Below are 17,462 nucleotides of genomic sequence, written 5' to 3'. Positions count from 1 at the left end.
CGCCGCCGGGGCCGGTGGGTCAGTTCGCCGCCGCGGGCGGCAGCGCCTCGTCGGCGACGTAGGTGCCCAGCGGCATGATCACCGGCTCGGGGCCGGTCGCGTCCACGTACGGGGTGGGCGAGTCGGCGATCGCGAACTGGGTCCGGTACAGCTCGGCGTAGAGCCCGCCGACCGCGACCAACTCCTCGTGCCGCCCGCGCTCCACGATCCGCCCGCCGTCCAGAACCAGGATCTGGTCGGCGTCGCGGACGGTGGAGAGCCGGTGCGCGATCACCAGCGCGGTTCGCCCGGCCAGCGCCACCGACAGCGCCCGCTGCACCGCCGCCTCGCTCTCCGAATCCAGGTGTGCCGTCGCCTCGTCGAGGATCACGATCGACGGGGCCTTGAGCAGCAGCCGGGCGATGGCGATGCGCTGCTTCTCGCCGCCGGAGAACCGGTAGCCGCGCTCCCCCACGGTGGTGTCGAGCCCGTCGGGCAGCGACCGGACCAGGTCGGCGACCTGGGCGCCGGCCAGCGCGGCCCAGATCTCGTCGTCGGTGGCGTCCGGCTTGGCGTAGCGCAGGTTCTCGGCGATCGTCTCGTGGAACAGGTGCGAATCCTGGGTGACGACGCCGATCTCGTCGCGCAGGGAGGCGAGCGTCGCGTCCCGCACGTCCACCCCGCCGACCAGCACCTGCCCGTCGGTGACGTCGTAGATCCGGGAGATCAGCATGGACAGCGTCGACTTGCCGGCGCCGGACGGGCCGACCAGGGCGACCATCTGCCCCGGCTCGACGCTGAACGAGACACCCTTGAGCACCGGCTCGTTGACGGTGCGGTCGAGCGTCGCGACCTCCTCCAGTGATGCGAGGGAGATCTCGGCGGCGCTCGGGTAGCGGAACCGCACGTCGCGGAAGTCGACCCGGCCGGTGCCTCGGGGCACCGGCACCGCGTCGGGCTTCTCCACGATGCCCGGCTTCAGGTCCAGCACCTCGAAGACCCGGTCGAAGGAGACCAGCGCGCTCATCACGTCCACCCGGACGTTGGAGAGCGCGGTGAGCGGGCCGTACAGGCGGGTGAGGAGCAGCGCGAGGGTCACCACCGTGCCCGCGCTGACACCGCCGGTCACCGCGAGCCAGCCGCCGAGGCCGTAGGTGAGCGCCTGGGCCAGCGAGGCGACCAGCAGCATCGCCACGAAGAACGTCCGCGAGTACATGGCGGACTGGATGCCGATGTCGCGCACCCGCTCGGCCCGGCCGGCGAACCGGCGGGCCTCGATCTCAGGCTGGCCGAAGAGTTTCACCAGCAGCGCGCCGGCCACCCCGAACCGCTCGGTCATCGTCGCGTTCATCTTGGCGTCGAGGTTGTACGCCTCGCGGGTGATGTCGGCCAACCGCCGGCCCACCCGGCGGGCCGGAATGATGAAGATCGGCAGCAGCACCAGCGACAGCGCGGTGATCTGCCAGGAGAGCGTGAACATCACCGCGGCGGTGAGCACCAGCTGGATGACGTTGCTGACAACCCCGGACAGGGTGGACGTGAACGCCCGCTGGGCGCCGAGCACGTCGTTGTTGAGCCGGCTCACCAGCGCGCCGGTCTGGGTGCGGGTGAAGAACTGTAGCGGCATCCGCTGCACGTGGTCGTAGACCCGGGTGCGCAGGTCGAGGATGATGCCCTCGCCGATCCGGGCGGAATACCAGCGCTGGGCCAGCGAGAGCAGCGCGTCGGCGACCGCCAGCGCGGCGATGAACAGGGCCAGCTTGACCACCAGCCGACCGGCCTCGGTGCCGCCCCGGTTGATCGCGTTGATCACGTCGCCGGCGAGCACCGGGGTGGCCACGCCGATGATGGCGGCCAGCACCACGGTGGCCAGGAAGACCACGATGTCGCGCCGGTAGGGCTGGGCGAAGGCGACGATCCGCCTGGCCACCCCGTGCTTCAGCCGGTGGGTGGAGACCTCGTCCCGGTTACGCATCGACCGGAGCATGCTCCAGCCCGCCATGCCACCGCCGGACATCGGGTTGGACACCGTTCACCTCCGGGTTGTCGGGCAGACCGCATCGTCAGGTCAATTCTCCCGACGACTGTGACAACCTCGGTCGTAACCCGGATCTTCCCGTACGGTCCTTACTATTCTCCCTGGCCGGCGAGATCACGCAGCCGGCGGGTCTGTGCCTCCCGCTCGGCGCGCTGCTGGTCGGCGTGCGACCGCCCGGCGGCCCCGGCGAGCAACGCCTTGATCTCCACCACCGCGTCCCGGGCGCCCGCGAGCAGGCCGGCGGTCAGGTCACGGACCGCGCCGTCCAAGTCGATCGGCGGCACGACGAGGGTGGCCAGCCCGATCCGGTCCGCCTCGGCGGCGTCCAGCCGACGGCCGGTCGCGCAGATCTCCAGCGCCCGGGCATAGCCGACCAGCTCGACGAGCCGCTTCGTGCCGGCCAGGTCGGGCACCAGACCGAGGGTCACCTCGGCCATCGACAGCTTCGCGTCGGTGGTCAGGACCCGCAGGTCACAGGCGAGCGCGAGCTGGAACCCGGCGCCGATCGCGTGCCCCTGCACGGCCGCGACAGAGATGACATCCGGGCGGTGCAGCCACGTGAAACCGGCCTGGAACTCGGCGATCCGGTCCGCGCACTCCTGCTCGGGCAGCGTGGCCAGCTCGGCGAAGGACCCCGGGCCGGAAGCGCCAGCGACGGAGAGGTCGAGACCGGCGGAGAAGGCACGCCCCTCGCCCCGGACGACGACCACCCGCACGTCACCGGGCAGGTCGCGGGAGAAGTCGCTCATCGCCCGCCACATGGCGGGAGTCTGGGCGTTGAGTACGTCGGGCCGGCACAACGTCACCGTGGCGACCGGCCCGTCGCAGGTCAGCCGGACCCCGGTCGCCTCGGCGGTCACCGGGCGGCCCGGGGAGCGGAGCTGTCGGACGACGCTGGGGGGCGGGTCACGCCTTCTTGCGGCGCCGGGCACCGCCGCGCTGGCGCAGCTGCACCCCGGACTCAGTGAGCACTCGGTGGATGAACCCGTAGGAACGGCCGGTCGAGGCCGCCAGCGCGCGGATGCTCTCCCCCGAGGTGTACCGCTTTACCAGGTCCTTGGCGAGCGTCTGACGCTCGGCTCCGACGATCCGGCGACCCTTCTCAGTGCTGGTGGCTGTGCCAGTGGCTGCCATGCTGTGTCCTCACGTCCCAGACTGTGCGGTTCGGATACGGTCCCACCTATTAGACCGCCTCGAACGATCATGCGCCAGATATCAACTCTTCGCCAACCGACACGCTATGCAATGTCAGCTTCCCGATAGAGTGATCCTGGCGATCGGTCCCGCCGCACCGGCCGGGCGTACCACCATCGCCGCGCGACGATGCCCGTCGACGACCCGTACCCTGCGGTCGTGACCGACCTGTTGGGCACCGCGGCCGGGGCGGCCGTGGTCTTCGCGGCCACCGACATCGACGACATCGTCATCCTGACGCTGTTCTTCGTCACCGCCCGCCGCACCGGCCGACTGCGGGTCCGGCAGATCGTGGCCGGGCAGTACCTCGGCATCGGGACGCTGGCGTTGGCCAGCGTGGTGGTCGCCGCGGGCCTGCTGGTGGTGCCGGACCCGTGGACCGGGCTGCTCGGGCTGCTGCCGATCGCGCTCGGGGTCCGCGCTCTCGTTCAGCGCGACGGCGACGAGGAACCCGTCGTGGTGTCCTCCACACTCGGGGTGGCCGGAGTGACGATCGCGAACGGCGCCGACAACGTGGCCGTCTACGTACCCGTGTTCCGGGCCCTCGGCCCCGCCGACAGCGCGGTCTTCCTGCTGGTCTTCGTGCTGCTCATCGCGCTGTGGTGCGCCGTCGCGGCCTGGCTGGGCGGGCATCCCAGGATCGTCCGGCTGGTCGAGCGCGCCGGCCACTGGCTGGTGCCGGCGATCTTCGTCGGCATCGGGGTGGTGATCCTGGTCAGCTCCGGCGTGCTCGGCCGGCTGGTCGACCTGCTCGGCTGAGGGCGGCCCCGGATGTTAGGAAGGGCCCCTTCTTATCGCCTCGCGATAAGAAGGGGCCCTTCCTAACAGGCAGCGACCGGGAGCGGTCAGGCCAGCTCGACCAACTCGAGCAGGTCGTCGCTCCAGGCGTCCTCGTCGCCGTCCGGCAGCAGGATGGCCCGGTCCGGCTTGAGCGCCAGCACCGCGCCCGGGTCGTGCGTGACCAGCACGATCGCGCCCGGGTAGTTGGCGATCGCGTCCAGCACCTGCTCCCGGCTGACCGGGTCGAGGTTGTTCGTCGGCTCGTCGAGCAGCAGCACGTTGGCGCCGGAACAGACCAGGGTGGACAGGGCCAGCCGGGTCTTCTCGCCGCCGGAGAGCACCCCGGCCGGCTTGTTCACGTCGTCGCCGGAGAAGAGGAACGCGCCGAGGATCTTGCGCAGGTCGGTGTCGGACTGCTCGACGGCGGCGGCGCGCATGTTCTCCAGCACCGTCCGCTCCACGTCCAGCGTCTCGTGCTCCTGGGCGTAGTAGCCTAACCGCAGCCCGTGCCCGGCGTGCACCTCGCCGGTGTCCGGGGTGAGCAGGCCGCCGAGCATTCGCAGCAGCGTCGTCTTGCCGGCGCCGTTGAGCCCCAGGATGGCCACCCGCGAGCCGCGGTCCACCGCCACGTTGACGTCGGTGAAGATCTCCAGCGAGCCGTACGACTTGGACAGGCCGGTCGCGGTGAGCGGGGTCTTGCCGCAGGGCGCGGGGCTGGGGAAGCGCACCTTGGCCACCCGGTCGGCGACCCGCACCTCCTCCAGGCCGGAGATGAGCTTCTCGGCCCGGCGGGCCATGTTCTGCGCGGCGACGGTCTTGGTGGCCTTGGCCCGCATCTTGTCGGCCTGCGCCATCAGGGCGCCGGCCTTCTTCTCCGCGTTGGCCCGCTCCCGGCGGCGGCGCCGCTCGTCGGTCTCACGCGCCTCCACGTAGGCCTTCCAGCCCAGGTTGTACACGTCGACCACGGACCGGGTGGCGTCGAGGAACCAGACCTTGTTGACCACCGACTCCAGCAGCGCGCCGTCGTGGGAGATCACGATCAGGCCGCCCTTGTGGTTGGCGAGAAAGCCGCGCAGCCAGGTGATCGAGTCGGCGTCGAGGTGGTTGGTCGGCTCGTCCAGCAGCAGGATGCCGCCGCCGTTCTCGCCGGCGTCCCGGAACAGGATCCGGGCCAGCTCGATGCGCCGCCGCTGACCGCCGGAGAGGGTGCCGATGGTCTGCGCCAGCGCGCGGTCCGGCAGGCCGAGGTTGGCGCAGATCCGGGCGGCCTCGGCCTCGGCCGCGTACCCGCCCAGGGCGGCGAACTGGTCCTCCAGCGCGCCGTAGCGGCGAACCAGCTTCTCGTCGGCGTCCTCGGCGAGCCGGGCCTCGACCTCCTGCATCTGGGACATCAGCACGTCCAGGCCGCGCGCGGAGAGGACCCGGTCGCGGCCGGTCACCTCCAGGTCGCCGGTGCGCGGGTCCTGCGGCAGGTAGCCGATGGCGCTGCGCTGGTCGATCTGCCCGGCGTACGGCTGACCCTCGCCGGCGAGCACCTTCAGCGTGGTGGTCTTCCCGGCGCCGTTGCGGCCCACCAGGCCGATCCGGTCACCGGGCTGCACACGCAGGGTGGTGTCGGACAGCAGGATCCGGGAGCCGGCACGCAGTTCCAGGCCGGTGGCAGTGATCATCTGTTCGGGGCTCGCTCTCGGGGTCTGGAAGGCTGACTCGGGGCACGCGAAACGGCCGGCGGGCTCGGTGGCCCGACGGCGCGGGGCGGTTCAGCCTTCGCAGCGCAGCACCCAACCAGTGTACCGGGCGCTCCTGGACGTCCCGCCCGGATTACCAGCCAAGATCATCGGGTACGGGTAACGGCTATCCGGACCAGTCCGGCACTGAGGCGACACAACGACATTCACACGACAATCACCGGCATACGGCGATCGGGGTCAGCATGGAACTCAACGAGCGGGCCGAACTCGACACCTCCCAGGTCAACGACCTCGGTCGGGGCGGCGGCGGATCCGGCGGCGGCATCGGCATCCCGATCCCCGGCGGCGGCGGTCGGGGCGGGATCATCGGCATCGTGGTGGCCGTGCTGGTCGCGCTGCTCGGCGGCGGGTTCGGCCTGAACGCGATGACCAACGGCGACGACGGCGGGCAGGCCGGCGGCACCCAGCTGGAGGGGTGCGACACGAGCAACGCCCAGCGCTTCGAGGACGTGCGCTGCCGCAACCTGCTCTACGTCAACAGCATCCAGGACTACTGGGAGAAGGCGTACCCGGAGCTGGGCAAGGGGACGTACGAGCCGACCACCACCAACTACTTCGAGGCCGCGGTCAACACCGGGTGCGGCCAGGCAGACTCCGGCGTCGGCCCGTTCTACTGCCCGGCCGACCGGAAGGTGTACATCGACCTGAGCTTCTACAACGAGCTGGCCTCCCGGTTCGGCGCCAAGGGCGAGTTCGCCGCGCCGTACGTGCTCGCCCACGAGTACGGCCACCACGTCCAGAACCTGCTCGGCACCAACGAGCGGGCCGGCCAGGGCGACCAGAGCGGGCCCCGCTCCGCCTCCGTACGTCTGGAGCTGCAGGCCGACTGCTACGCCGGCGCCTGGGCGAAGCACGCCACCGAGAGTAAGGACAAGACGGGCCAGGAGCCGCTGTTCAAGTCGGTCACCGAGACCGACATCAGCGAGGCGGTCCAGACCGCCGAGGCGATCGGTGACGACACCATCCAGCAGCGCTCCGGCGGTCGGATCAACCCCGACCAGTTCACCCACGGCACCTCCGAGCAGCGGCAGCGCTGGTTCCGGCAGGGCTACGACCGCGGCGACCCGAACACCTGCGACACCTTCGGCACCAACCAGCTCTGACGGATCCACGGCGCGCGCCTCGACGGCCGGACCGACCGTCGAGGCGCCCTTCGCATGACCAGGCAGCCGGCGGGGCGACGACCCGGAACCTCCTCGGATGTTTCCCGCACCACTCGTTGCGGCCGGTGGTGCGGCAGGTCAGTCGGACGGGGCGGGATCGCGGACCAGGACGCGGACGGCCCGGGCAGCCGCCACCGCGGCGACCAGCACAGCGTGCCGGGGCTCGGGAACGTCGAGCAGCCGGTCGGCCCGCAGCGCGGCGAGCGGGGCCAGGCGCCGATCGGTGAGGATACCGTCGACCGTACGCCGGTCACCGCCGGCCACCACGGCGTCGAGCGTGCCGGCCTCCGGCAGCAGCAGGCGTACCGCCAACTCGACCGCTTCGCCGAGGGCGGCCTTCGCCTGGTTGTCCCGCCGGCGGGCGAAGCGGTGCTGAGACCAGCCACCAGCGGCGGTACGGCCCTGCACGTATCGGCTGTCCACCTTGGAGACCACCAGGTCCTCCCCCGCCGCCACGCCCATGGCCACCGCGCTCTTGCGCGCCAGCAACAGGCCGATCCGCCGTGGCGCGGCGGCAGCGGCGAGAAAGCCGTCCAGGCCCCCGCCGATCCCCGCGCCCGGAGACGCAAGGTCGCCGGCGGCGCCGGGCGGGGCGTGCAGCTCCGCGGTGGCGCCGTCGGGGGCGGTGAGCAGCAGACCGTACCCCTGGGCGGTCGCGGCGGGCGGACCGTGCCGTTCGGCGAAGCCGTCGACCCAGCGACCGAGTCGAGCCGGATCAACCTCCACCCAACGCCCACCACCGGCAGCAGGTCGGCTGGACATCCCCCGAACCTACGGCACCACCCCCCTACCCCCGACCCCACCCCGCGCTGTCCCCCGCGCTGCGTCCCGCGGGGCTTCCACCGGTGATCATGAAGTTAGCGTCGCGACACGCCGAGATCGAGGACGCTAACTTCATGATCAACGGTAGGGGGTCAGAGCCGGGCCGGGTGGGGTCAGGTGGAGAGGAGGACGGTCAGGGCCAGGACGGCGATGATGGCGCTGGACGTGAGGGCGGTCGCCCGTCGGCCGCGGGGGCTGGTGAGGATCCGGCCGACCAGGGTGCCGCCGCCGGCGATGAGTAGCTGCCAACTTGCCGATGCCATGAACGCGCCGAGCACGAACAGCACAGCCGTCGACACACCCGGATCGGCGGCGTCGCCCCGGCCGAGCACCAGCGCGGCGAAGTAAAACACCGTCGCCGGGTTGAGCAGTGTCAGCGCGAGAATGCCGGCGAAGGCGCGCAACGGGGTGTCCAGCCCGCGACGGCTCCGCGCATCGGTCACCGGCGCGGGCCGCAGGGCGCGCCACGCGGTGTGCGCGGCGAGCGCGAGCAGCACTGCGGCGGCCACCATCCGCAGTGGACCGGCCACCGGTTCGACGACGCTCGCGACAGCCGCACCAGCGACGGCGGCGACAGCCGCGTACAGGCCGTCGGCGGTCGCGACGCCGAGCGCGCCGGCCGCGCCGACCCGAAACGAGGTACGGGCGGTGAGCCCCAGGATGAGGATCGCGATCGCGCCGACGGGGATGGCGACCCCGTAGCCGGCCACGAGGCCGGCGAGGAACGCCCCGCTCACGACGACGGGCAACGGATCGAGGCGAGCCCGGGCACGGTGCGCTGTCGGCGCGCGGCGGTGGCCGCGCGGACAGGAACCTGCTTCGGGTACGCCTCAATCACACGCGCATCCTGCGCGCCGAGGTCGCGCCCCGCCACCGGATTTCCGCGCCCCGCGCCAAGATCGTGCTCGATCCAGGAAGTAGTGGCCTCGTCAACTGGCGGTAGGCACTCTTTCCGGGATCGAGCACGATCATGGGATCCGATTGGGCCGGCAGGCCGATCAGGGCCTTCCGGCGAGCCCCTGAGGGTGGCGACCGAGGTAGGAGAGCAGGACGCTGACGTCGTCGGCCTCCGGCCCGGGATCGATCGCCGGGGCGTACGCGCCATAGGCTCGCAGCGGCTCGACGATCTGCCGGGCGACCACCAGCAGGGGGCGAGCCAGTTCGTCGCTGAGCGGAGACGGCTGCCCGGTGGCCGCCGCGATGTCCCAGGCGTGCACTGCCGCGTCGAGGGCGCACGCGACGGCACCAACCTGGGCCGACAGCTTGCCCTGTGGCAGCGGCGTGGGCACCTGCGGGTCGTCGTCGGCGACACCTGCCCAGGCTCGTGCGGACGCGTCGAGGGCGGCGCGTAGGCCGACCAGCTTGTCACCGTCGACGCGGCCGGAGGGTGAGAACGGGTCCTCCGCCGGCCCCGGCCCGCCGACGATCGCCGCCGCGAAGGCGATCTGGTCTCCGGTCGCGTGCTGAAGCACCTGGGTGACCGTCCACCGCTCGCACGGGGTGGGCCGATCCCAGGCGTCGGCCGGAACCCTCTCGACAACCGTCCGGAGCGCCTGGTGCGCCTCGTCGAGCACGGTCCGCCACTGCCCAGCTGCCATCTCGCTCATCGTCCTGACCTCTCCGCCGACGCCGTCAAACGAGCGACTCCCACTCGCCTGCGGAGCGGAATGTTCCGCTCCGTTGTGTTGAGACCAGCCTATCAGACCGGAACGGTCCGTTCCACTATTGGTTCGCACTGGTTCAGAACGCATCGAGCGCGGCACCCAAACGGGCGCCGCGCTCGACGAAGGTGAGACGAAAACGGGTCAGACGTTGAAGCCGAGGGAACGGAGCTGGTCCCGACCCTCGTCGGTGATCTTGTCCGGACCCCACGGCGGGAGCCACACCCAGTTGATCCGGATGTCGTTGACCAGGCCGCCGCCGGGGCCGGTGGTCAGCGCCTGCCGGGCCTGGTCCTCGATCACGTCGGTCAGCGGGCAGGCCGCCGAGGTGAGCGTCATGTCCAGGGTCGCGACGTTCTCGTCGTCGACGTGCACCCCGTACACCAGGCCCAGGTCGACCACGTTGATGCCGAGCTCCGGGTCGACGACGTCCTTCATCGCCTCCTCGACGTCGGCGATCATGGCCTTGCTGACGCCGGTCGTCGGGGTGGCGGCGTCGCCGGCACCCGCCGTCGCGGCACCGTCGGTCGTCACGGCGTCGGTCTGCGCCGCCTCGGTGGCGTCACCGGCCTCCGGCGTCGCTGCGGTAGCGGTGTTCTCGCTCATGCCTTCACCTCCGGGCTCACGCCCACACCGGCGCGTGCCGCGGCGTCCTTGAACGCCATCCACGGCAGCAGCGCGCACTTGACCCGGGCGGGGTAGCGGGCCACACCCGCGAAAGCCACCCCGTCACCGAGCACGTCCTCGTCCGGCGTGACCTGACCACGCCCGGACATCAACTCCACGAACGCCTCGTGCACCTCGAAAGCTTCCCCAGCGCCCCGACCGCGCAGCAACTCGTGCAGCACGCTCGCCGACGCCTGGCTGATCGAACAGCCCATCCCGTCGTACGAGATGTCGTGCAGCACGGCGCCGTCGGTGGCCACCCGGACGGTGACCTCGTCGCCGCAGGTCGGGTTGACGTGGTGCGCCTCGGCGACCTGGTCGCCCGCGTCGTCGGCATCACGCAGGCCACGCCCGTGCGGGTGCTTGTAGTGATCCAGGATGATCTCCTGGTAGAGCTGGTCGAGTTGCATCAGTCGAACACCTTCCGCACCTGCTCCAGACCGGCCACCAGAGCGTCGATCTCCTCGGTGGTGGTGTAGAGGTAGAACGAGGCCCGGGTCATCGCCGGGACACCGAACCGGCTGCACACCGGCTTCGCGCAGTGGTGGCCCACCCGCACCTGCACGCCGAGCGAGTCGAGCACCTGACCCACGTCGTGCGGGTGCACGTCACCCAGCGCGAACGAGATGGTGCCGCCCCGACCCACCGGCACGGTCGGGCCGAAGATCCGCAGGCCGCGCACCGAACCGAGGGCGTCCAGCGCGTACGCCGTCAGCTCCTTCTCGTGCCACTGGATGGCCTGCATCCCGATCCCGGTGAGGTAGTCCACCGCCGCGCCGAGCGCGACCGCCTCGGCGATCGGCGGGGTGCCGGCCTCGAACCGGGCCGGTGGAGCGGCGAACGTCGACCGGGCCATGGTGACCGTCTCGATCATCGAGCCGCCGCCGAACACCGGCGGCATCGCCGCCAGCAGCTCGGCCCGGCCCCAGAGCACGCCGATGCCGGTCGGGCCGCACATCTTGTGCCCGGTGAAGACGATGTAGTCGGCGTCCAGGTCGACCACGTCGACGGGCAGGTGCGGCACCGACTGCGAGCAGTCCAGCAGCAGCAGCGCCCCCACCTCACGGACCCGCGCGGTGATCCGGGCGGTGGCGTTGATCGTGCCGAGGATGTTCGACATGTGCACCAAAGAGACGATCTTCGTCCGTTCGGTGACCAGGTCGTCGAGGCCCGACTCGTCGAGCCGGCCCTGATCGGTGACCGGGAACCAGCGCAGGGTCGCGCCGGTCCGCTCACAGAGCAGCTGCCACGGGACGATGTTCGAGTGGTGCTCCATCTCGGAGATCACCACCTCGTCGCCAGGCCCGAGCCGGAACCGGGGGTCGGCGTCCGGGCGCAGCGAGGCGTTGGAGAAGGCGTACGCCACGATGTTGATCGCCTCGGTGGAGTTCTTGGTGAACACCACCTCGTCCGAGCTCGACGCGTTGAGGAACGCGGCGACCTTGGCGCGCGCCCCCTCGTACGCCTCGGTGGCCTCGGAGCCCAGGGTGTGCACCGAACGCGACACGTTGGCGTTGTGCCGCGCGTAGTGCTCTCCGAGCACGTCGAGCACCTGCCGTGGCTTGTGCGAGGTGTTGGCGCTGTCGAGGTAGACCAGCGGGTGCCCGTTGATCTCCCGCTCCAGGATCGGGAAGTCGGCGCGCACCCGGGCCACGTCGAAACGCGGCACGTCGTCGTACTGCGGCATCCCCGAAGGGATCGCGATGCTGGTCATCTCGGCAGCGCCTCTCCCGCTCAGGCCCGGGCCGTGCCGGCCCCGGCGGCGTACCGCTCGTAGCCCTCGGCCTCGAGCTTGTCGGCCAGCTCCGGGCCGCCCTGCTCGACGATCCGGCCGGCCACGAAGACGTGCACGAAGTCCGGCTTGATGTAGCGCAGGATCCGCGTGTAGTGGGTGATCAGCAGCACGCCGGTGTCGCCGGTGTCACGGACCCGGTTGACGCCCTCGCTGACGACCCGCAGCGCGTCCACGTCGAGGCCGGAGTCGGTCTCGTCGAGGATCGCGATCTTCGGCTTGAGCAGCTCCAGCTGGACGATCTCGTGCCGCTTCTTCTCACCACCGGAGAAGCCCTCGTTGACGTTGCGCTGGGCGAACGCCGGGTCCATCTGGAGGCGCTCCATGGCACCGCGCAGCTCGCCGCCCCAGGTGCGCAGCTTCGGGGCCTCGCCGTCGATGGCGGTCTTCGCGGTGCGCAGGAAGTTCGCCACCGAGACGCCGGGGACCTCGACCGGGTACTGCATGGCCAGGAAGAGGCCGGCGCGGGCCCGCTCGTCGACGGTCATGGCGAGCACGTCCTCGCCATCGAGGGTCACCGTGCCGCCGGTGATCTCGTACTTGGGGTGGCCGGCGATCGAGTACGCCAGGGTGGACTTGCCGGAGCCGTTCGGGCCCATGATCGCGTGGGTCTCACCGGAGCGGACGGTCAGGTCGACGCCCGACAGGATCGGCTTGAGCTCACCCTCGGGCAGCTTGACCGACACCTTCAGGTCGCGGATCTCCAGGGTGCTCATTATCGGGTCACTCCATTACTCGGCGTCAGGCTGAGGTAGATGTCGCCGTCGCGGACTTCGACGGGGTAGACGGGTACGGGTTCGGTGGCCGGCAACCCGGAGGGCTGCCCGGTGCGCAGGTCGAAACGCGAGCCGTGCAGCCAGCACTCGAGTGTGCAGCCGTCGACCTCACCCTCGGAGAGGGCGACCGAGGCGTGCGAGCACTCGTCGTAGGCGGCGTAGAACTGGCCGTCCTCGCCGTGCACCAGCGCGATCGGGGTGCCGTCGACGTCCGCGCTGATCGCGGTGCCCTTCGGCACATCCTCGGTGGAGCAGATCCGGATCATCAGGCGCCAGCCTTGGTCAGCCGGGCCTCGATCGCGTCGCCAAGACGCTCCCGCAGTGACTCCACCGGGATCTTGTTGATCAGCTCGGCGAAGAAGCCGCGAACCACCAGGCGGCGGGCCTCGCCCTCCGGGATGCCCCGGGCCATCAGGTAGAAGAGCTGCTCGTCGTCGAAGCGGCCGGTCGCGCTGGCGTGGCCGGCGCCGGCGATCTCGCCGGTCTCGATCTCCAGATTGGGTACGGAGTCCGCCCGCGCGCCGTCGGTGAGCAACAGGTTCCGGTTGATCTCGTACGTGTCGGTGCCGGTCGCCTCGGCCCGGATCAGCACGTCGCCCACCCAGACGGTGTGCGCGTTCTCGCCCTGCAGGGCGCCCCGGTAACCGACGTAGCTGCGGCAGTCCGGCACGCTGTGGTCCACCAGTTGCCGGTGCTCGAGGTGCTGGCCGGAGTCGGCGAAGTAGACGCCGTACAGCTCGGCCTCGCCGCCGCGGCCGGTGTACTCCACCGACGTGTACTGCCGGACCAGGTCACCGCCGAGGCTGACCTGGACGTGCGTCACCCGGGCGTCCCGACCCAGCTTGATCTTGAGGTGCTGTGCCTGCACCGCGTCGTCGGCCCAGTCCGCGACGGTGACCAGGGTCAGCTTCGCCCCGTCGGCCACGGAGACCTCGACGTTGTCGGCCAGGGTCACCGAGCCGACGTGCTCCAGCACCAGGGTCATCTCGGCGAACCGGCCCACCTCGACGAAGGTGTGCCCGAAGGCCACGCCCTCGGCGTTGTCGCCGACCACCCGCAGGCTCACCGGCGCACCCACCACGACGTCGCTGGCCACGCTGAGCAGCAGCGCCTGACCGGCACCGCCGTAGGCGAGCGCGCTGACCCGGTCGACCGGGGTGAGCACGCTGCCCACCCGCGGGTCGTCGGTGCCGATCCGCTCGACGGCCACGCCCTCGGGCAGGTCGCCGTACTCGTGCCGGACCGTGCCGGTGGCGGCCAGCGCCTCACCGGCGAGGCCGCGCAGCCGCTTGAGCGGAGTGAAACGCCAGTCCTCCTCCAGGCCGGTGAGGGCCGGGAAGTCGGCGACGTCGTACGAGCGCAGCGCCTGCGACTTGGTGCTGGGCGGCGGCGCGGAAGCCTGGGTAGTCATGTCTTCCTTGGTCTGTTCTGCGGTTAATCGGAGGGTCGGTCGAGCTGGTCCCGGCGCGGCGCGGCGGGTCGGGGCCGCCGCGCGACGGCCGGCCGGGTCAGCCGACCGCGCCCTCCATCTGGAGTTCGATCAGCCGGTTCAGCTCCAGGGCGTACTCCATGGGGAGTTCCTTGGCGATCGGCTCGATGAAGCCACGCACGATCATGGCCATCGCCTCGTCCTCGCTCAGGCCGCGGCTCATCAGGTAGAAGAGCTGGTCGTCACTGATCTTGGAGACGGTCGCCTCGTGCCCCATCGACACGTCGTCCTCGCGGATGTCGACGTACGGGTAGGTGTCCGAGCGGGAGATCGTGTCGACCAGCAGCGCGTCGCACTTGACCGTGCTCCGGCTGTGGTGCGAACCCTCCAGCACCTGCACCAGACCCCGGTACGAGGTGCGGCCACCGCCCCGGGCGATCGACTTCGACACGATGGTCGAGGAGGTGTGCGGCGCAGCGTGCACCATCTTGGCGCCGGCGTCCTGGTGCTGGCCCTCGCCGGCCATGGCCACCGAGAGCACCTCGCCCTTGGCGTGCTCGCCGGTCATGTAGACCGCCGGGTACTTCATAGTCACCTTGGAGCCGATGTTGCCGTCGACCCACTCCATGGTCGCGCCCTCGTGGCACACGGCGCGCTTGGTGACCAGGTTGTAGACGTTGTTCGACCAGTTCTGGATGGTCGTGTAGCGGCAGCGCGCGTTCTTCTTGACGATGATCTCCACGACCGCGCTGTGCAGCGAGTCGGAGGAGTAGAGCGGCGCGGTGCATCCCTCGACGTAGTGCACGTACGCACCCTCGTCGACGATGATCAGCGTCCGCTCGAACTGGCCCATGTTCTCCGTGTTGATCCGGAAGTAGGCCTGCAGCGGGATCTCCACGTGCACACCCTTCGGCACGTAGATGAACGAGCCACCGGACCATACGGAGGTGTTCAGCGCGGCGAACTTGTTGTCGCCGACCGGAATCACCGTGCCGAAGTACTCCTTGAACACGTCCTCGTGCTCACGCAGCGCGGTGTCGGTGTCCAGGAAGAGGACGCCCTGCTCCTCAAGGTCCTCACGGATCTTGTGGTAGACGACCTCGGACTCGTACTGCGCCGCGACACCGGCGACCAGCCGCTGCTTCTCCGCCTCCGGGATGCCCAGCCGGTCGTAGGTGTTCTTGATGTCCTCGGGCAGGTCCTCCCAGCTGGTGGCCTGCTTCTCGGTGGACCGCACGAAGTACTTGATGTTGTCGAAGTCGATCCCGGTGAGGTCGGCGCCCCAGGCCGGCATCGGCTTGCGGCCGAACAGCCGGAGACCCTTCAGGCGCAGGTCGAGCATCCAGGCCGGCTCGTTCTTCTTCGCCGAGATGTCCCGCACCACCGCCTCGTTGATGCCGCGCTGGGCGACCGCCCCGGCGGCGTCCGGGTCGGACCAGCCGTACTCGTAGCGACCCAGAGCGGCGAGCTGCTCTTCCTGGGTCAGGGGCTGGACGATCTGCTCGGTCATCTATCTGTCCTCACAGTGGTGACGGGATTACCGGATTGGACGCGGCCCGGCTGGGTCGGAATGTGCGTGGTGCACACACCGTCGCCGTGCGCGATGGTGGCCAGGCGCTGCACGTGGGTGCCGACCAGACGGGAGATCACCGCGGTCTCGGCCTCGCACAGCTGAGGAAACTCGGCGGCCACGTGCGCCACCGGGCAGTGGTGCTGGCAGAGCTGGCCGCCGGAGGCGATCGTGGTCGCGTTGGCAGCGTAACCCTCGGCGGTGAGCGCTCCGGCGAGTGCCTCCGCCCGTGCGAGCGGGTCGTCGCCGGCGTCCTCCATGGCGGTCCGACAACGCGCCTCCAGGGCGGCCACCTGCTCGGTGGCGAACGCCTCGACCGCGCCCGAGCCGCCGCTGCGGGCGATCCAGCGCAACGCGGCGGTGGCCATGTTGTCGTAGTGGTGGGTGCCACAGCGGACCCGGGCGGCCTCGGTCAGCAGGAACACCTTGGCCGGACGCCCCCGACCGCGGCTGCCCTGCACGGTCTGCTCGCGGGCGACCACGTCACCGTCGGCGAGCATGGCGTCCAGATGCCGGCGGATCGCGGCGGGGCTGAGCCCGAGCGCCTCCCCGAGCTGCGCGGCGGTGGTGGCCCCCCGCTCCAGCAGCAGCTGGGTGACCCGGTCCCGGGTGGAGACCTCGGTCGGCGCGGTGCCGCTGAGCGCGGCTGACGTGGTCACGACCGGCGCGGACGCGCTCGCACCGACGGCCGGACCGGCCGTCGGCTGCTGCCCGGAGAGCGCCGCCACGTTTTTCACAACGCCAACGTTACGTAATTACCCGGAGGGTCGCAAACCCGGGCCCCGGTGATCCGAACCACCGACCTGGCGGAGTCGGACGAACCTCGATCACTACGGTGCGTAGGATTTGCGCCGTGAACCGATACGTCCGTCCGGTCTCCGGCACCCTGCTGCGCCGCCTCGCGCTCACCTCGATCATCGCGAACGTGGGCATCGTCGTCACCGGCGGGGCCGTCCGGTTGACCGCCTCGGGCCTCGGCTGCCCCACCTGGCCCCGGTGCACGGACGCGTCGTACGTCGCGACGTCGGAAATGGGCGGGCACGGCGTGATCGAGTTCGGCAACCGGATGCTGACCTTCGCGGTGGGCCTGATCGCGCTGGCCACCGTGCTGGCGGTGCTGGCACACCGGCCACGCCGGCCCGGTCTGCTGGCGCTGGCCGTCGCGGTCTTCCTGGGCATTCCCGCCCAGGCGGTGATCGGTGGTATCACCGTGCTCACCAACCTCAACCCGTGGGTGGTCGGGCTGCACTTCCTCGCCTCGATGGGGGTGATCGCCGCCGCGTACGCCCTCTGGCGGCGGATCGCCGACCCGGACGGGCCGACGGTGGCCGTGGTCCCGGCGCCGCTGCGCACCCTGGCCCGGGTCACCACGGGCGTCGGCGTCGCCGTGCTGGTCATCGGCACCTGGGTCACCGGCAGCGGCCCGCACGCCGGCGACCAGGGCGCGGCCCGCAACGGCCTGGACCCGGAGTCGATCTCCCAGGTGCACGCCGACAGCGTCTTCCTGCTGATCGGTCTCTCGGTGGCGCTGATCTTCGCGTTCCGCGCGGTCGGCGCACAGCGGGCCACCCGGGCCGCCGTCGTCCTGCTCGCGGTGGAGCTGGGTCAGGGCCTCATCGGTTTCGTGCAGTACTTCACCCACGTGCCGGCGATCCTGGTCGGCGCACACATGTTCGGCTCCTGCCTGGTGCTGCTGGCCACCCTCTCGGTGCAGTGGTCCACCCGCGAACGCCGCCCGGTCGCCCCCGCACCCCGGGCCACCACCCCCGCCGACACCGAAGCCGTCCCGGCCACCGCCTGAGCGCGCCCCGCGCCCCGCGCCCCGCGCCCCGCGCCCCGCG

18 protein-coding genes are annotated in these 17,462 nt (G+C 71.0%); 3 read left to right on the top strand and 15 right to left on the bottom strand.

Annotation, left to right across the window (positions count from 1 at the left end; genetic code table 11):
• Positions 1-19: 19 nt before the first annotated feature.
• The 3 genes from ACWD6N_RS29380 to ACWD6N_RS29370 form a co-directional block, all read right to left on the bottom strand.
• A complete protein-coding gene (locus tag ACWD6N_RS29380) occupies positions 20-1,996 on the bottom strand; it encodes an ABC transporter ATP-binding protein (protein ID WP_354968165.1) in 1,977 nt (658 codons plus the stop codon).
• A 113-nt stretch (positions 1,997-2,109) separates the two neighbouring features.
• Positions 2,110-2,877 (bottom strand): enoyl-CoA hydratase/isomerase family protein, encoded by a 768-nt coding sequence (locus ACWD6N_RS29375; RefSeq protein ID WP_354968137.1) that lies wholly within the window; start codon positions 2,875-2,877, stop codon positions 2,110-2,112.
• A 46-nt stretch (positions 2,878-2,923) separates the two neighbouring features.
• Complete coding sequence (locus ACWD6N_RS29370) at positions 2,924-3,151, bottom strand: helix-turn-helix domain-containing protein (RefSeq protein WP_007462679.1); 228 nt, start codon at positions 3,149-3,151, stop codon at positions 2,924-2,926.
• Positions 3,152-3,370: 219 nt separating this feature from the next.
• Between ACWD6N_RS29370 and ACWD6N_RS29365 the strand changes: the two genes are divergently transcribed.
• Positions 3,371-3,970: a cadmium resistance transporter gene (locus ACWD6N_RS29365; RefSeq protein WP_354968138.1), complete on the top strand. Its 600-nt coding sequence runs from the start codon at positions 3,371-3,373 to the stop codon at positions 3,968-3,970.
• An 86-nt stretch (positions 3,971-4,056) separates the two neighbouring features.
• On the opposite strand, the gene ACWD6N_RS29360 is transcribed toward ACWD6N_RS29365, so the two are convergent.
• Complete coding sequence (locus ACWD6N_RS29360) at positions 4,057-5,661, bottom strand: ABC-F family ATP-binding cassette domain-containing protein (RefSeq protein ID WP_450005436.1); 1,605 nt, start codon at positions 5,659-5,661, stop codon at positions 4,057-4,059.
• Positions 5,662-5,924: 263 nt separating this feature from the next.
• On the opposite strand from ACWD6N_RS29360, the gene ypfJ reads away from it, so the two are divergent.
• On the top strand, positions 5,925-6,845 hold the full coding sequence (gene ypfJ, locus ACWD6N_RS29355; protein WP_450005434.1) for a KPN_02809 family neutral zinc metallopeptidase: 921 nt from the start codon (positions 5,925-5,927) through the stop codon (positions 6,843-6,845).
• A gap of 138 nt (positions 6,846-6,983) precedes the next feature.
• On the opposite strand, the gene ACWD6N_RS29350 is transcribed toward ypfJ, so the two are convergent.
• From ACWD6N_RS29350 to ACWD6N_RS29300, 11 genes are all read right to left on the bottom strand, one after another.
• Entirely contained in the window at positions 6,984-7,667 is a 684-nt protein-coding gene (locus ACWD6N_RS29350) for an acVLRF1 family peptidyl-tRNA hydrolase (RefSeq protein ID WP_450005432.1), read from the bottom strand.
• Between the two features lie 173 nt (positions 7,668-7,840).
• Positions 7,841-8,476 carry a LysE family transporter gene (locus tag ACWD6N_RS29345; RefSeq protein ID WP_450005430.1) on the bottom strand — a complete coding sequence of 212 codons (636 nt, stop codon included), beginning with the start codon at positions 8,474-8,476 and terminating at the stop codon, positions 7,841-7,843.
• Between the two features lie 249 nt (positions 8,477-8,725).
• Positions 8,726-9,334 carry a TIGR03086 family metal-binding protein gene (locus ACWD6N_RS29340; protein ID WP_450005428.1) on the bottom strand — a complete coding sequence of 203 codons (609 nt, stop codon included), beginning with the start codon at positions 9,332-9,334 and terminating at the stop codon, positions 8,726-8,728.
• Positions 9,335-9,532: 198 nt separating this feature from the next.
• The gene (locus ACWD6N_RS29335; RefSeq protein WP_450005426.1) at positions 9,533-9,994 is read right to left on the bottom strand and encodes a metal-sulfur cluster assembly factor; all 462 of its coding nucleotides are present in this window, start codon (positions 9,992-9,994) and stop codon (positions 9,533-9,535) included.
• The gene (sufU, locus tag ACWD6N_RS29330; protein ID WP_354968145.1) at positions 9,991-10,464 is read right to left on the bottom strand and encodes a Fe-S cluster assembly sulfur transfer protein SufU; all 474 of its coding nucleotides are present in this window, start codon (positions 10,462-10,464) and stop codon (positions 9,991-9,993) included. Before sufU ends, ACWD6N_RS29335 begins: the two co-directional genes overlap by 4 nt.
• Positions 10,464-11,768 carry a cysteine desulfurase gene (locus ACWD6N_RS29325; RefSeq protein ID WP_354968146.1) on the bottom strand — a complete coding sequence of 435 codons (1,305 nt, stop codon included), beginning with the start codon at positions 11,766-11,768 and terminating at the stop codon, positions 10,464-10,466. The genes sufU and ACWD6N_RS29325 overlap by 1 nt, the downstream gene beginning before the upstream one ends.
• A 20-nt stretch (positions 11,769-11,788) precedes the next feature.
• Positions 11,789-12,562, bottom strand: a complete 774-nt coding sequence (gene sufC / locus ACWD6N_RS29320) for a Fe-S cluster assembly ATPase SufC (RefSeq protein ID WP_354968147.1) — start codon at positions 12,560-12,562, stop codon at positions 11,789-11,791.
• Entirely contained in the window at positions 12,562-12,888 is a 327-nt protein-coding gene (locus tag ACWD6N_RS29315; RefSeq protein WP_074312767.1) for a non-heme iron oxygenase ferredoxin subunit, read from the bottom strand. The genes sufC and ACWD6N_RS29315 overlap by 1 nt, the downstream gene beginning before the upstream one ends.
• A complete protein-coding gene (sufD, locus tag ACWD6N_RS29310; RefSeq protein ID WP_450005424.1) occupies positions 12,888-14,033 on the bottom strand; it encodes a Fe-S cluster assembly protein SufD in 1,146 nt (381 codons plus the stop codon). Before sufD ends, ACWD6N_RS29315 begins: the two co-directional genes overlap by 1 nt.
• 97 nt (positions 14,034-14,130) lie before the next feature.
• Entirely contained in the window at positions 14,131-15,561 is a 1,431-nt protein-coding gene (gene sufB, locus ACWD6N_RS29305; protein ID WP_074312771.1) for a Fe-S cluster assembly protein SufB, read from the bottom strand.
• On the bottom strand, positions 15,558-16,358 hold the full coding sequence (locus ACWD6N_RS29300) for a helix-turn-helix transcriptional regulator (protein ID WP_387330360.1): 801 nt from the start codon (positions 16,356-16,358) through the stop codon (positions 15,558-15,560). Before ACWD6N_RS29300 ends, sufB begins: the two co-directional genes overlap by 4 nt.
• A gap of 98 nt (positions 16,359-16,456) precedes the next feature.
• Between ACWD6N_RS29300 and ACWD6N_RS29295 the strand changes: the two genes are divergently transcribed.
• Complete coding sequence (locus ACWD6N_RS29295; RefSeq protein ID WP_450005422.1) at positions 16,457-17,422, top strand: COX15/CtaA family protein; 966 nt, start codon at positions 16,457-16,459, stop codon at positions 17,420-17,422.
• Positions 17,423-17,462: the final 40 nt, after the last annotated feature.

Source organism: Micromonospora sp. NPDC005163 (assembly GCF_053599835.1).
Note: the sequence above shows the minus strand (reverse complement) of the source record. Positions and strands in the feature narration are given on the sequence as shown.